Consider the following 14460-nt stretch of genomic DNA (forward strand, 5'->3'; position numbering starts at 1 on the left):
TGGGGTTTTCGTTGAAGTGAGACACATTGCCGCGCCCGACGTTCAACGCAAGTGAATCAAACTTTCGCCTCAATCACGGCATAGAGCTCGTCGGGGTCCGTGAACAGCACGCGAGACTCGCGGAATCCCGCGGCGGCGAGCATCTCCGCATAGGTCTCCAGGGACTCCGCGTAGTCGTAGGCAAAGGCATGATCCCGCACCTTCGCAAGTTCCTCGGGGTCGAGCGCGGCCCACCGCACGCGAACGACCTCCCACCAGCGCAGCAACGTGTCGCCGCGCGTTTCTCCGGGCCGCGAGATGGCCTCGAAGAGAAGCAGCCGTCCCCCGGGCGCGATGAGCTGGCGAATTTTCGGAAGAAGCTGCCGTTTGTCCCCCCGAGGGAAGTGGTGGAGGTTCAGTCCAATCAGGATGATGTCGAAGATGTCGCTCGACTCGCGCAGATAATCGAACAGGTCCGCCTGCACGAAGCTCTTCTCGCCCCGCAGCGAAACGGCATATTCCTCGACGAGGCGTAGCGCCGTCGCCGAGAGATCCACTGCCCGGTAGTGCGAGAATGATTTGCCGGCGAGCGCCCCTACGGTCCATTCCCCATCGCCGACGCCAAGATCGAGGAGCGAGAACGGCCTCCCGTGATCTGCGAAAGCCTGCCCGATTGCCGCATAGGCCTCGCGATGATGCAGGCCATTGAACTCGAGAATCTTTCGAAAGATCACCCAGTAGGAGAAAAACTCCCTCGCCTGCTCGGGCTCGTCGTCGGAAAGCGGCGTCGGCATCAGATTTCCAAAGGTTTCGGAAAGCGACTGAGCACTCGGTGGCCGCGCTCGGTGATCACGACGACATCCTCGTGCCGCACGCCGCCGATGCCCGGCACGTAGATTCCCGGCTCGACCGTGAAGACCTGGCCCGGTCGCAGCGTCGTCCGTGCGATGCGCGGCTCCTCGTGCAGTTCCAGACCAAGACCATGCCCGAGGCCGTGAAAAAAGCCCTGCCAGCGACCCTTTCGTTGCTCGGTGGGATATCCGCTCGCGGTGAAAAATTCGCGGACACCATCCTGGATCGCGAGACCGGCCGCGCCGGGTCGCAACGCGCGCAGCGACTGGCGCTGACCCTCCAGACACGTCTCCCACAACCGCCGCTGGGCGTCGGTCGCCCTGCCGCGAACGACGGTGCGCGTGAGGTCGCCGTAGAACCCGCTCTTCGCAGCCCGCGGAAAAATATCGAGAATGATGAGTTCGTGGGCCTTGAGCGGCCCGTGCCCGCGTTCATGCGGGTCGCAGGCCTGCTCACCTCCGGCGACGATCGAATTGTTCGTGGCGAAGCCGCCGGCGAAAAGCATCGCGGATTCCAGCTCGGCGCGCAGCCGCTCGGCGGTGAGGACGATGCCGTTCCAGTCCAGCTTCCGATCCTTCCGGATCGTGCAGGCCCGCAAAATTTCCACCGCGCGTTCGAGGCCAATCTCCGTGATGCGGATCGCCGCGGTGATCGCGCGAACTTCGGCCGGCGTTTTGATTTCGCGCTCCGGCCAGAAATGGCCCTCGACCGGGCGCACGGTCACTCCCGCCTTCGCGAGCGCAGCCGCAAGACCGCAGGGAAAATCGGCCGGCACGAGCGGGCGCGCCGCCCGGTGCTTTTTCGCAAAGGCCGCGACGACCTCGGCGAATGTCGAGTCCGCCTTCTTCTTACGACGCACGAGAGCCTCGTAATCCGCATACGCCTCCACCGCATCCACGCGCGCCTGCCGCCGCCCGCGATCGACCTCGAGATTGCTCAGTAGAACGGCGGTGCGCCCGCCGGACGCGACGAACGCGAAGGCATCGGGGACGTGAAAGCCGGTGGCGTAGAGCTGATCGGCATTCGATTCGCTCGCGGCGACAATGAGACGGCTGGGATTGCTTCGAGGCACGGCAGTTGTTTTACCATGATGAGCATGAAGCGCATGAAGAATCCGCAGGCCTCCCCGGGCAATGTCGCCCTCTGGCGATGGTCGCGAATGACCTCGGAAAAATGGGAGGACGCGTGGCAGGAGCGCCTGCAATTCCTCGGCCCCGGCCGCGCCGCCTTCATTGGCTGGCCCGGCTCGCGCAGCGTGCGCATCGAAGCCTTCGTCGACGAGAAGACCGCCCGGAAGCTCGTGAAGGAATTCGGCGGCAAGGTCACGAAAGCGCGGGATTGGATTGCCGATCCCGAGCGTCCGCGGAAACCGCTGCGCATCCGCGGTCGGCTCACCGTCCATGGCGACGCCGAGAGCTTCGCCGCGCGAAAGCCCGGCTCGACCGGCATTCTCGTGCCCGCAGGGATGGCCTTCGGCACGGGCGACCACGCGACCACCGCGAGCGTGCTGCGCATGCTCTGCGATCTCGCCCCGGAGATGCCCCCGGGCTGGCGCGCGATCGACGCCGGCTGCGGCAGCGGCATTCTGGCCCTCGGCGCCGTGGCGCTCGGCGCGGCGAGCGTGGAGGCCTTCGACTACGACGAGGGCTGCGTGCGCATCACGAAGGCAAACGCTCGCGCGAACAAGGTTCGCTCGATCGATACGGCCGTCGCCGACGTGCTCCAATGGCAGCCGACCGCGCGTGTGGAGATCGTCATGGCGAATCTCTTCAGCGACCTGCTCATCAAGGCCGCGCCGCGCCTGAAGCGGGCCACGAAGGCCCATGGCTGGCTGCTTTTTTCCGGCGTGCTGCGGACGCAGCTGGCCGAGGTGATCGCCGCCTTCGAAAAGCTCGATTTCGTGGTCGAACGCACCGTCGTGCGCGGCAAGTGGTCCGCCGGACGCCTGCGGCGGAAATGATTTGACCCTGCCACCCTTGTTCGCTTCCCTGCCGACCATGTTCCGTCGGCTCGGCATTCTGCTCGCCGCGCTCGCGCTCTTCACGGTCGCGGGCGGGCATTGGGCCGTGCTGCAATCCGTCGCCTGGGCGCAGATGCTACGCACCTACTCGCAGGACGCGACGGTTTCCGCCGCGATCGCGAAGACCTTCAGCGGCCAGTATCCCTGCGGCCTGTGCCGAAAAATCGCCGAGGCGAAGAAGACCGAAGAGCAGAAAGCTCCGGAATTCATCGCCGCGAAGAAATCCCCGGAATTTCTGGCCGCGCGCCGCAGCATGCTGCCCGCGCCTTTTGTGACGACGAGGGAATACCCCCGCGTCGTCGTGCTCGATCCCGGCTCGGCCGCGCCTGAGCCGGCGGTGCCTGTCCCGCTCCGCGCCTAGTCCTTCCCATCGTTCCCGTCGTCCGGTCTCTGCGACCGGCGGCTCGTTGAATTTGCCCGGCGGCATTGTGCCTCCGTGGCCCAGATGAAAGGCGGCGCGCGCGTTTCCCGCGGGCGCGACCGTGCGGAAACCATTGAAAAGACATCCTTCCCGGCGAGGCTTCACCCTCGTCGAGATCCTCGCGACCATGGCGGTCTCGGCCCTGCTGGCCGGGCTCGCGTTTGCTGGCTGGCAACGCACATTCCTCGCCGGCAAGAACACCCAGTGCCTCGCCAACCTCCGCGCGATCGGCGTGGCGGCGGCAGCGTATTCCTCGGACAACGACGGCGCGCTGCCCGCGACCGCGCACCAGCGCGATTCGTGGATCGCTTCGCTCCAGCCGTATCTCGGCACGAAGAAGCCCTACCGATGCCCGCTGGATCCCAATCCTCGACGAGTCTCCAGCTACGCGATCAACGACGCGCTCACCCCGCGCGCCAGAGGGCCGAACTTCTCGCGCCGACAGAACATTCCGCGCCCCGCGGCCACGATGTTCATGGCCGAGACCGCGGACAGTTTCTCGGGCGGCGATCACTTCCATTTCTTCGATGAAGAAACCGGGGAGTTCGTCCTCGTGAGCATGCCCGGCGAGCTCGGGCCGATCCGCCATTCGCTCGGGTCGAACTACCTCTTCGTGGACGGCCACGTCGAGACCCTCACCCACCGGGAGCTGAACCAGCGTCTCCGGGAGGCCGACTCCGCCTTCATCAATCCCAATCCCTGAAATCACTCACATTCTCATGAAATCTCTTCTTCTCATCGTCCCGATCCTCGTCACCCTCGCCGGCCCGCTGTGCGCCCAGCACAGCCACCTCAACGCCGGCATCATCGACGCAAATCACAACGGCATCGCCGACGCCGGCGAGCGACTCGCCTTCGTCAACGGCGCGACATTCAACACCGCATCGGGCTACGCGCTCTCGCTGACGTGGAAGACCACCGGCGACTATGCCGGAACCTTCAGCGGCAACCTCACTTTCACCGCGCTCGCGGCGACTCCCGACCGCGGCGGCCCCGAGGCCGACCATGCCGCGCTCGGCTCGCATATCGTCGTGCAACTCGTGTCCGTAAGCGGACCGACCGGCGGCACGTTTTCGTTTTGGGAGGACAACGCCGTCAGCCCGACGATCAGTCTCGGCGTCGGTGCAGCCTCGTCCCCGACGATGCGCTGGGACCTCAGCGAAAACAACGCCCTGCCCGGCGACGATCCCTTTGGCCACGTCCACGGCCGGCAATTCAGCGTCGATCAGGCCGGCACTTACACGGCGACTTTCCAGCTCTTCGACACTTCGACGAACGGACCCGGCGGTGGCCCGCTCCACGCCGCCAGCGACACGTTCCAGATGAGCTTCGTCGCCGTGCCCGAGCCAGGCGTGCTCGCGCTCTTTGCAATCGGCGCGGTTGGCGCGATCTTGGGAGGCCGCCTTCGTCGGCGGTCGTAACGCATCCATCAACCCACCCTCAATCGAACGCCGCATATGATCACTCGTCGTCACGCCCTTCGCACCGCCTTCGCCGCCAGCACCACCCTCGCGATTCCCGCGTTCCTCGGTCGCGCCGCGGATGCCACGCCGCCCCCGGCGGCCGCCGCTCCCGCACCGACCGGCCCGTTCAAGCTGCCGCCGCTCCCCTATGCCTACGATGCGCTCGAGCCCCACATCGACGCCCGCACGATGCAGATCCACCACGACAAACATCACGCCGGCTACGTCGCGAAGCTCAACGCCGCCGTGGCCGACTTCCCCGAAGTCGGCAACAGGCCGATCGAGGAGCTCATCCGCAACCTCGACGCCGTGCCAGAAAAAATCCGCAAGGCCGTCCGCAATCAGGGCGGCGGTCACTACAACCACTCGATCTGGTGGCCGATGATGAAGAAGAACGGCGGCGGCGAGCCGACGGGCGCACTGGCCGAGGCCATCACGAAGAAGTTCGGCAGCTTTGCCGAGTTCCAGAAAAAGTTCTCCGCCGAGGCAGGCAGCATTTTCGGCAGCGGCTGGGCGTGGCTCGTGGTCGGTGACGACGGGCTCGCCATCGAGACCACCGCGAACCAGGACAACCCGATCTCCAAGGGCGCCTACCCCGTCCTCGGCATCGACGTCTGGGAGCACGCCTACTATCTCAAGCAGCAGAACAAGCGGGCCGATTACATCACCGCGTGGTGGAACGTCGTCGACTGGGACCACGCTGGCGAACGCTTCGCGAAGGCCGGAGCCTGACCCCCTCGCCGTGGGGCGGCGAAAAAAAGCCGTTGTCGAACGCCGCCCCGCTTCTTATTGGTTCATGCGAGTGCCACCAGGGAAAAAAGTCGCCGTCAAGAAGGCCGCCTTACGCGGGGGCAAGGAAGTCTCGGCGATGGGTTGGGTGGAAGACGCCCACGGCGGCGTGCTGATGGTGAAGCAACTCCGCGGCCGGAAGCTCTGGACCCTGCCCGGCGGCAAGATCGGCGCCATGGAAAGCGTCGAGGCCGGCCTGAAGCGTGAGATTCTCGAGGAAACGAGCGCTCACGTGATCTTCGCCAGCCAGATGGCGCTCTTCGACCGTCCCGCCAAGCGGAACATCACCTTTCTCTTCCGCGTGACCCTCAAGCCCGACGACGTCCTGAAGCCGCGTCCTCGCGAGATCGCCGCGGTCGAATACCACGCCGAACTTCCGCGCGACACCTCGCCCTCGCTCCGGCATTTCTGGAAGCTCATGCGGCACTAGCTGCGGAAAAAGCGAATTGACGCCCTTCGGAAGCGGCCGATAGGTTCTCCCTCCGCTCTGGATGTGCCAAACCGCCGCTCAGGCGGAGTCTCTCAACACATCCGCATGGCCGAAGAGCTCGCATACGCAATCATTACGCCTTACTCGATTCGCAAATCGCGGACGGGCGGGATCGTTTCGCGGCTACTCTCCCGCTCCGGGCTCGAGCTCGTCGCCGGCCGGATGTTTGCTCCCGGCCGGGAACTCGTCGAGGCCTACGCGGAAACCATTGTCACGGAGACGGAACCCCGCCACCGCCGCACGCAGGAACTCATCCGCGAATACGTTCTCGCGAACCTTGCGCCGAATGCCGAGGGCAAGCGCCGCCGCGCGCTCCTGCTCATCCTCCGCGGCGAAGACGCCGTGGCCAAAGTCCTTTCCGTCGCCGGCCACATCGTTCACGAAACGACCGCCGGCGAAACCATTCGCGACACCTACGGCGACTATTTCGCCGACGGGGACACCGTCCACTATTTCGAGCCCGCCGTGCTCGCCGCACCAAATCGCGAGACGGCCGAGGCCAATCTCCGCCTCTGGGCGAGCCATTCCGACACCGACGGCGGCATCCTTGAGGGCATCGTGCCTTATCCCGCCGGCAGCGAGGTCCAGAAGACGCTCGTTCTCATCAAGCCGGACAATTTCCGCTTCCCGAACGCCCGCCCCGGCGGCGTGATCGATCTTTTTTCCCGCACCGGCCTGTCGATCATCGGCTTCAAGGTCCATCACATGAGCGTCGCACAGGCCGAGGAATTCTACGGCCCCGTGCTGGCCGTCCTCGAGACCGTGATGCGCGAGTCCACCGGCCGCCGTGCCCGCCTCGCCGCCGAGGAGGAACTCGGCTGCCCGCTGGGCGACGAGACCGAAGGGAAACTCGGCGACTTGCTCGGCCCGATCGCCGGCCGCGCGCACTGGGAAAGCATCGTCCAGTTCATGTCGGGCGCCCGCCCCGGCCAGTGTCCGCCGGAGAAGCGCGACACTCCCGGCACCGAAAAATGCGTCGCCCTCGTTTACGAAGGCATCGACGCCGTGGCCAAGATCCGCGCCGTGCTCGGCCCCACCGATCCTTCGAAGGCCCCCGCCGGCACCATCCGGCGCGAATTCGGCCAGTCCATGATGGTGAACGCCGCGCATGCCTCGGATTCGCCCGAAAATGCCGCGCGCGAGTTCGGCATCATTCGTATTACCGAAAACAATCTTAAACCGCTGGTTGAATCGCACTTCGCGAGCCACTAGCCTCTTTCCACCCGAAAAAACCCGCGCATACCGCCCAACCGTCCGTAATATCATGCAACTCTCTTCCCGCGTAGAAACGCTCACTCCCTCGCTTACCCTCGCCATCGACAGCAAGGCGAAGGCGATGAAGGCCGAAGGCATCGACGTCTGCGGCTTCGGCGCTGGCGAGCCCGACTTCGATACGCCCGACCACATCAAGGCCGCCGCCCAGGCCGCCATCGAGACCGGCTTCACGAAATACACGCCCAGCTCCGGCATTCCCGAGCTCCGCGAGGCCATCTCGCAGAAGTTCGCCGCCGATAACGGCCTCAACTACAAGCCGAGCCAGATCATCGTCAGCAACGGTGCGAAGCAGAGCTGCTACAACGCCATTCTCGCCACCTGCGAGCCCGGCGACGAGGTCATCATTCCCGCTCCCTACTGGCTGAGCTATCCCGAGATGGTCCGCCTCGCCGGCGCCGAGCCCGTGATCGTTCCCACCACCGAGGAGAACAACTGGAAGATCACGGCCGAGCAGTTCGAAGACGCGATGACGCCCAAGACCAAGATGATCATCCTGAACACCCCGGGCAACCCGACGGGCTCCGTCTACACGAAGGAGGAGCTTCGCAAGATCAGCGAAGTCGCCGCCGAGGAAGAAATCTACATTCTCTCCGACGAGATCTACGAAAAGCTCGTCTATGATGGCGCCGAGCACGTCTCGATCGCCTCGCTCACGCCCGAAGCCTACGACCTCACGATCACCGTGAACGGCTTCAGCAAGGCCTACTCCATGACCGGATGGCGCCTCGGCTACCTCGGCGCGCCCGAGCCGATCGCGAAGGTCATCGATTCGCTCCAGAGCCACAGCACGTCGAACCCCTGCTCGTTCTCGCAGAAGGGCGGCCTCGCCGCACTCAAGGGCGACCAGCAGTGCGTCGTCGACATGCGCGAGGAGTTCAACATCCGCCGCGAATACATCTACGGCCGCCTGAACAGCATTACCGGCATCACCGCCGTGAAGCCGCTCGGCGCCTTCTACGTCCTCGCGAACATCAGCGCCCTCGGCCTGAACTCGACGAACTTCGCGGACCGCCTCCTCAGCAAGGCCAACGTCGCCGTCGTGCCCGGCATCGCCTTCGGCGACGACCGCACCGTGCGCCTGAGCTACGCGACGAGCATGGACATCATCAAGAAGGGCCTCGACCGCATCGAAGACTTCGCCAAGACGCTGTAGCCCGGCGTCTCGGGAACGCTTTCCCACCAAAAAGAAAAAGGCCGCTTCGCCCGAAGCGGCCTTTTTCCGTTTCAGGAACGTCACCCCACGAATCGTCCAGCCTCCATCCGCAACTGACGATCCGCCAGGCGATCCGCCTCGAGCGTCGAATGGGTGACGTAAAGCATCGGCACACCGAACTCGTCGCGCATCCGCTGCAGATAGGGAAAAATGCGCTCCTTGAGCGGCTGGTCGAGATTCGAAAGCGGCTCGTCGAGGAGGAGCAGTCGCGGATCGGCGGAAACCGCGCGGGCGAAGGCCACGCGCTGTTTCTCGCCCCCGGAAAGACTCGCCGGCATCCGATCGAGCAGCGCGCCGATCTCCATCGCGTCGCAAATCGCGGCAAGCTTCTTGCTCGAACTTTCCCCGCCGTAGGTGACGTTGGCCCTGACGTCGAGATGCGGAAACAGCGCCAGATCCTGCGGCACGTAGCCGATGCGACGATGGCGCGCCGGCAGGTTCACACCCCGCGCGGCGTCGAAGAGGACCTCGCCATCGAGCAGGACGCGTCCGCTGCGGGGACGCCGCAACCCGGCGATGATCTCCAGCAGCGAGGTCTTGCCAGCACCGGAAGGGCCGAGGATCGCGAGCAGGCGGATGTCGAACTCACCATCGAGCGCGAGGTCGAAGTCCGCCAGCGGCAGCTGAATATTCTCGAGGCGCAGGTTCATCCGTGAATGGGGCGTTTGCGGAGGAGCCACTCGCTCCACGCGACGGCGCCGAAGGCGAGGACGACCGAGATGGCGAGCAGCCCCCACGCGTGGCCGTCGTGGCCAAGCTGGATGTCACTGTAGATGGCCGTCGACAGCGTCGTGGTGAGTCCGGGAATATTTCCCGCGACGAGAATGGTCGCGCCGAACTCTCCCAACGCGCGCGCGAAGGCAAGCACGACGCCGGCAAGAATCCCGCGAAACGCCAGCGGCAGCGTGATCGTGGCAAAGATGCGCGATGGTGAGGCGCCGAGCGACGCGGCCACCCTCTCCAGCCGCGGGTTCACCGACTCGAACGCCAGCCTCGCGCCGCGCACGAGCAACGGAAAAGACATCACCGCCATCGCAATGACCACGGCCTTCCAAGTGAAGACGACATCCACGCCCCACTGGTGCAGCCAGCGCCCGATCGGCCCGCGACGCCCGAGCAGCTCGAGCAGGATGAGGCCCGTGGCGACGGGCGGAATCACCAATGGCAGCACGACGCAGGTCTCGACGAGCGCCTTTCCGGGCCAGGACTTGCGCGCGAGCAGCCAGGCCAGCGCCACACCGGGTCCGAGATTCAGAAGCACGGCAAGTGTCGCCGCAAGGAGAGTGAACCAGAAGAGCTGCGCGTCGGACTCCACCATTCCCGGAGTCTCCTAGCCCCCGACGGGAAGAAATCCAAACTTCTGAAAAACGGCCATCCCCTCGGCGGACGCGAGATAGTCGAGGAAATCCTTCGCGGCAGCGGCATTCTCGGCACCGGACACGATCGCCGCGGGGTAAGCGATCTTCGGACCTTCGGCGCGCGGCACCTCGAAGGCCGTTCGCGCCGCCTTGGAAATGGCGGCGTCGGTGCGGTAAACGATACCCGCCTCGACGTTGCCGGATTCCACCGCCGCGAGCGCGGCGCGCACGTTTTCGGTGGGCACAACCTTGGGTTCGATCGCCTTCCAGAGCCCGAGCTTTGTCAGGTATTCGCGCGCGTAGACGCCGGCCGGCACACTTTTTGGATCCGCCAGGGCGACGCGTTTGACCGAGGTCCGGGCCAGGGCGGCGGGATCGAGGGCAGCGGGGCCATCCGGGGGAACGACGATGACGAGCGTATTCGAGAGCAGATCCCGGCGACTGGAAACGTCAACGAAGCCAGCCTTCGCCAGCCGATCCATCTGGATTTCGTCCGCGGAAAAAAAGACGTCCGCCGGCGCGCCGGCCTGAATCTGCCGGGCGAGAGCGTTCGAGCCCGCGAGATTGAAGACCAGCCTGTTCCCGGATTTAGCCGCATAGGCAGGCGCAAGCGCCTTCAGGGCATCGGTGAGGCTGGCCGCGGCGAAGACATGAACTTCCGAGGCGCGAAGCAGGTTCGAAAACGAGAGAAGCGCAGCGACGGCAAGGAGGAGTCTCATGAAGACGAACGGACGGACCTAGAAACCGGGATTCGGCACCGGCGGGGCCGGGCTCGAGGGATGCGGGACATTCGCCGCCTCCGGCCGCGGCACCGCCGCCTGACGAATGGCAAGCAGCAGGTTCGACTCGCCCTTCTTCCATTTGTAGCCGGTGCCGAACTCGAGCGAGGTCGCGCCAGCCTGCTGGTAGGCGGCCCCCAGATCGGGCTGAACGTATTTTTTGAAGAGGTCGAGGGTGCCGGTGTAGTTACCGAAAAAGTTCAGATGCCAGGGGCCGCTCGCCATGTAGTCACGCAACGGGATGCCGGAGTCGTCCTGCAGGATCGCGCGGCTCTTCGTGAGCAGGAAGTCGCGCGCCCGCGAGAAATACGGCTCATGCAAAAGATAACTGGCGGCTTTGAGGTAGCCGACGGCGGGTTGGAATCCACCGGCCCACTCGAGCAACGCGGCGTGCGATTTCAGCCCATCGTTCGAGAGGTCGCCCTGGATGTAGTAGACGACCTGCTCGGCGGCCGCGGGATTCTTGCGGAAGCGGATGCGCAGGCCGGGAAGTCCCGCGCCGGGACTAAAGGGCTCCGCGCTGAGGATTTGTCCGCCGCCAAGGGCGATGAAGGATTCCAGGATGGGCAGCACGCCTTTGAAGTCGGTCTGCTCGAAATCGACCTTCATGTCCTTCGTGATGAAGAAGCTGAATTTCAGCGTCACGTCGGTCGCCTTCCGGAGATTGGCGAGGCCGGCCATGATGCGCGGCAGATCGAGCTGCTCCGGCGGGACGATCGAGCCCACCGGCTCGAGACCGACCATGATGTAGGCGGGGGCATCGGGGAACAACGCGAAGGCGTTGATGAAATCCGGACCCGAGAAAAGGTAGTAGAGCGTCTGGCCGGAGCCGATGCGCGGCACGAGCTGCTGCGCGGCGAACTGCCGCATCGGCCCGAAATAGCGCTCGTCGAATTTTCGCCACGTGGCCGCGTATTGCCGCGCATGGTCGACGTATTCCGCCGTGCGCTGCCAGGGCTCCAGCGGAGATCCTGAAGAAACGCGCAGGCCGGAGAGGAAGCGGGCCTGATCGTTCGGTGTCGAGCCGGCGGGCGGGAGCTGCGCGAACGTGGTCGCGCACGAGGCGAAGAGGACGCAGAGCCATCTCATGGCGCGCACCATACTACGCCGGCCGCGATTTGCCACGCATCGCGCGCCCGACGTAATAAATCGCCAGCCCGGCAAGCACCGTTAGCGTGCCGTCCCGCGCGGAATGGGGCTCGTTGATCGCCGTGTAAACGAGGGTGAACCCGGCAATCGTCAAAAAGAGCAGCGGCGTGACGGGATATCCCCAGCATCGAAACGGCCGCGCCAGCCGTGGTTCGCGGATTCGCAGCACGAGCACGCCCGCGACCGTGAGCAAACCGCAGATGACGAGAGCGAACTGCGCGGAGACGAGCACGTGCTGGAAGCTGGCATTCCAGAGCAGGACGAGCACGAAGACGGTCTGCGCAATCACGGCGCGCGCGGGGATGCCACCGGACGATGTCCGCGCGAAGAATCGCAGCGATCGGAAGTCCTCGCCAATCGTCTGCATCACGCGAGGGCCGGCCCACGTCATCGCGCTGATCGTCGAGATGAGGCCCGCGCAGATGAACCCCGAGAGCACGCGACCGCCTTCCTCGCCAAGGATCGCAACCGCCGAGAGATGACCGACGTCGATTTTCCCGACCATCGCCGCCATCGGCACGGTTTTGAGAAACACGGCGTTGAGCGCCACATAAAGCACGCCGACGAAGAGGGTGCCGGCGATCAGACCCAGCGGCACGTCGCGTGCCGGATTGCGCACCTCGCCGGTCACGTAAGTCGCCGCGTTCCAGCCCGAGTAGGCATACATCACATACATCAGCGACACCGCGAACGGCGCGGAGAACAGGAGCGCGGCATCCCCGCTGTGCGGAAGAAAGGAGATCGGCTCGCTCGGTCCACCGAGGCTGCCGGCAACGATGATCACGAGGATGAGCAGGAGTTTCAACGAGGTGAAGAGCACCTGAAAGCCGCGACTGAGCCCGATCGTGACAAGATGCGCCGCCGTCACCCCCAGGACAACGACAGTCGCGGCAAGCCGCGGCGACGAGCCCGGAAACACCGCGGCGAAGTATTCCCCGAACGCGAGCGCCGCAAGCGTGACCGGTGCAGCGAACCCGACCGTGGCCGAGACAAACCCTCCCATGAACCCCATCGGTCGCCCGTAAATCCGGCTGAGAAAATTGTATTCGCCGCCGGACCGCGGCAGCGCCGCCGCCAGCTCGGCGTAGCACAGCGCTCCGCAGAGCGCGAAAATCGCGCCGAGGGCCCACAGTGTGAGCAGCACAAAACCCGACGGCAGGCCGCCCACCTGATAGCCGAGGCTCGTGAACACGCCGGTGCCCACCATGTTTGCGACCACGATGGCCGTGCACGTGAACCACCCGATGCGGCGCCGATTGTTCATTGCGGAGACAGGTAGCATATCCGCGCCTCGCCGCCCCGGATTTTCCGGCACGATCCCGGAACCAACGAAATCGTCCGGCCGCGCCGCGGACAGCATCACCTTCGGCACGGACCTGAATCCGGTCGAGCCCAGGCGCTGATCAGGGAACCACGCGCCGGCCGGCTACCCACGTTCCGCGCATCCCGAACGCATCGTCGAAGAGCACAAGGTCCGCACAAAAGCCCGGGGCGAGTTGCCCTCGGTCGACGCATCCGAGAGCGGCTGCGGGCGTGCGGGTCGCGGCGAGCACGGCTTCGCCGATCGGCACACCTGCCTCCTGGACGAGCGTGCGCACCCCATCGATCATCCGACAGGTGCTGCCGGCGAGCGCGACGCCATCGGCGGTGAGCGCCACCCCGTCGCCCACGCGACACCGCACCGCGCCGAGCGAAAACTCCGCGCCGCGCTCCAGTCCGGCTCCGGCCGAGGCATCGGTGATGAGCGCCACGCGCGACGCGCCCTTGGCATTCCACAGCATGCGCAGCAATGTCGGGGAGACATGACAGCCGTCGGCGATGACCTCGCAGAGCACCTCGGGATCCGCCAGCGCCGCCTCGAGCAACCCCGCCACGCGATACGCCCCCCGACGCCGGGCGGAGGACATGCAATTAAACGCGTGCGTGACCTGCCGCGCTCCGTCCGCAAACGCCCGCCGCGCCTCCTCATCCCACGCGTCGCTGTGCCCGCAGCTCACGCGCATGCCCGCCGCGACAAGCTCCGGAATGAGCGTCTCCATGCCGGGAAGTTCCGGCGCGAGCGTGATCTGCGTGATCGTATCGGCGTAGCGCACCCAGTGATCGATGTCGTCCGCCCTCGGCTCGCGAATGAGCGACAGCTCGTGCGCACCGGGCTTCTCCCGCGAAAAATAGGGGCCCTCGACATGAATTCCCGCCAGCCGCGCCCCGGTTTTCCCGGATTCGCCTCGCCAGTCGCGCGCAGCGTCCAGCACGCGGCCGATGTCCAGCCACGTCGCGCAGATCGTCGTAAGCGCGAGCGTCGTCGTGCCGCCCGTCGCGTGGTAACGACAGATCGTCTCGAAGGCCTCGGGCGTCGCCTCCATCGTATCGCGGCCCAGAGCGCCGTGGACATGGAGATCGATGAATCCCGGGGCGAGAAAACCGCCTTCGCAGTCCACGAGGTCGCCATCGTGGCCAGCGCCACCGACGGATGCGATGCGGCCATCGCGCACGACGAGGTCGCCTTCGGCGATCGAGCCATCCGGCAGGCAGAGCCGGGCATTTGTGAAGCGCGTGCTCACAGTCGAGGAAAACTACCGGCGGAGGGTCTCGAACCCACACTCCCAAGGGGAACCAGATTTTGAGTCTAGCGCGTCTGCCAATTCCGCCACGCCGGCAATGAGCGGGCAATA

16 protein-coding genes and 1 tRNA gene are annotated in these 14460 nt (G+C 65.5%); 8 read left to right on the forward strand and 9 right to left on the reverse strand.

The window, feature by feature from the left end; all coding sequences use genetic code 11:
• Positions 1 to 56 precede the first annotated feature (56 nt).
• On the reverse strand, positions 57 to 773 hold the full coding sequence (locus VIM61_14845; GenBank protein ID HEY8901687.1) for a class I SAM-dependent methyltransferase: 717 nt from the start codon (positions 771 to 773) through the stop codon (positions 57 to 59).
• Positions 773 to 1903 (reverse strand): Xaa-Pro peptidase family protein, encoded by a 1131-nt coding sequence (locus tag VIM61_14850; GenBank protein ID HEY8901688.1) that lies wholly within the window; start codon positions 1901 to 1903, stop codon positions 773 to 775. The genes VIM61_14845 and VIM61_14850 overlap by 1 nt, the downstream gene beginning before the upstream one ends.
• Before the next feature lie 24 nt (positions 1904 to 1927).
• On the opposite strand from VIM61_14850, the gene VIM61_14855 reads away from it, so the two are divergent.
• From VIM61_14855 to VIM61_14890, 8 genes are all read left to right on the forward strand, one after another.
• Positions 1928 to 2791 (forward strand): 50S ribosomal protein L11 methyltransferase, encoded by an 864-nt coding sequence (locus VIM61_14855; GenBank protein HEY8901689.1) that lies wholly within the window; start codon positions 1928 to 1930, stop codon positions 2789 to 2791.
• A gap of 37 nt (positions 2792 to 2828) precedes the next feature.
• Positions 2829 to 3212, forward strand: a complete 384-nt coding sequence (locus tag VIM61_14860) for a hypothetical protein (protein HEY8901690.1) — start codon at positions 2829 to 2831, stop codon at positions 3210 to 3212.
• Between the two features lie 133 nt (positions 3213 to 3345).
• A complete protein-coding gene (locus VIM61_14865; GenBank protein HEY8901691.1) occupies positions 3346 to 3975 on the forward strand; it encodes a prepilin-type N-terminal cleavage/methylation domain-containing protein in 630 nt (209 codons plus the stop codon).
• A 16-nt stretch (positions 3976 to 3991) separates the two neighbouring features.
• Positions 3992 to 4693 (forward strand): PEP-CTERM sorting domain-containing protein, encoded by a 702-nt coding sequence (locus VIM61_14870; GenBank protein HEY8901692.1) that lies wholly within the window; start codon positions 3992 to 3994, stop codon positions 4691 to 4693.
• A 36-nt stretch (positions 4694 to 4729) separates the two neighbouring features.
• Positions 4730 to 5467 carry a superoxide dismutase gene (locus VIM61_14875; GenBank protein ID HEY8901693.1) on the forward strand — a complete coding sequence of 246 codons (738 nt, stop codon included), beginning with the start codon at positions 4730 to 4732 and terminating at the stop codon, positions 5465 to 5467.
• 64 nt (positions 5468 to 5531) lie between these two features.
• Positions 5532 to 5954: an NUDIX hydrolase gene (locus VIM61_14880; protein HEY8901694.1), complete on the forward strand. Its 423-nt coding sequence runs from the start codon at positions 5532 to 5534 to the stop codon at positions 5952 to 5954.
• Positions 5955 to 6059: 105 nt separating this feature from the next.
• The gene (locus tag VIM61_14885; protein ID HEY8901695.1) at positions 6060 to 7226 is read left to right on the forward strand and encodes a nucleoside-diphosphate kinase; all 1167 of its coding nucleotides are present in this window, start codon (positions 6060 to 6062) and stop codon (positions 7224 to 7226) included.
• 52 nt (positions 7227 to 7278) lie between these two features.
• Positions 7279 to 8442, forward strand: a complete 1164-nt coding sequence (locus tag VIM61_14890) for a pyridoxal phosphate-dependent aminotransferase (GenBank protein HEY8901696.1) — start codon at positions 7279 to 7281, stop codon at positions 8440 to 8442.
• An 80-nt stretch (positions 8443 to 8522) separates the two neighbouring features.
• On the opposite strand, the gene VIM61_14895 is transcribed toward VIM61_14890, so the two are convergent.
• The 7 genes from VIM61_14895 to VIM61_14925 all read right to left on the reverse strand — a co-directional run bounded on the left by VIM61_14895 (position 8523) and on the right by VIM61_14925 (position 14445).
• On the reverse strand, positions 8523 to 9152 hold the full coding sequence (locus VIM61_14895) for an ATP-binding cassette domain-containing protein (GenBank protein ID HEY8901697.1): 630 nt from the start codon (positions 9150 to 9152) through the stop codon (positions 8523 to 8525).
• Positions 9149 to 9820 carry a molybdate ABC transporter permease subunit gene (gene modB / locus VIM61_14900; protein HEY8901698.1) on the reverse strand — a complete coding sequence of 224 codons (672 nt, stop codon included), beginning with the start codon at positions 9818 to 9820 and terminating at the stop codon, positions 9149 to 9151. The genes VIM61_14895 and modB overlap by 4 nt, the downstream gene beginning before the upstream one ends.
• 12 nt (positions 9821 to 9832) lie before the next feature.
• On the reverse strand, positions 9833 to 10579 hold the full coding sequence (gene modA, locus VIM61_14905; protein HEY8901699.1) for a molybdate ABC transporter substrate-binding protein: 747 nt from the start codon (positions 10577 to 10579) through the stop codon (positions 9833 to 9835).
• 18 nt (positions 10580 to 10597) lie between these two features.
• Positions 10598 to 11728 (reverse strand): hypothetical protein, encoded by a 1131-nt coding sequence (locus VIM61_14910; protein ID HEY8901700.1) that lies wholly within the window; start codon positions 11726 to 11728, stop codon positions 10598 to 10600.
• Between the two features lie 13 nt (positions 11729 to 11741).
• Entirely contained in the window at positions 11742 to 13052 is a 1311-nt protein-coding gene (locus VIM61_14915; protein HEY8901701.1) for an amino acid permease, read from the reverse strand.
• A 139-nt stretch (positions 13053 to 13191) separates the two neighbouring features.
• The gene (gene nagA / locus VIM61_14920; GenBank protein HEY8901702.1) at positions 13192 to 14349 is read right to left on the reverse strand and encodes an N-acetylglucosamine-6-phosphate deacetylase; all 1158 of its coding nucleotides are present in this window, start codon (positions 14347 to 14349) and stop codon (positions 13192 to 13194) included.
• Between the two features lie 13 nt (positions 14350 to 14362).
• A tRNA-Leu gene (locus VIM61_14925) sits at positions 14363 to 14445 on the reverse strand.
• Between the last annotated feature and the right edge of the window lie 15 nt (positions 14446 to 14460).

This window comes from Chthoniobacterales bacterium, assembly GCA_036569045.1.
Lineage (GTDB): Bacteria > Verrucomicrobiota > Verrucomicrobiia > Chthoniobacterales > JAATET01 > JAATET01.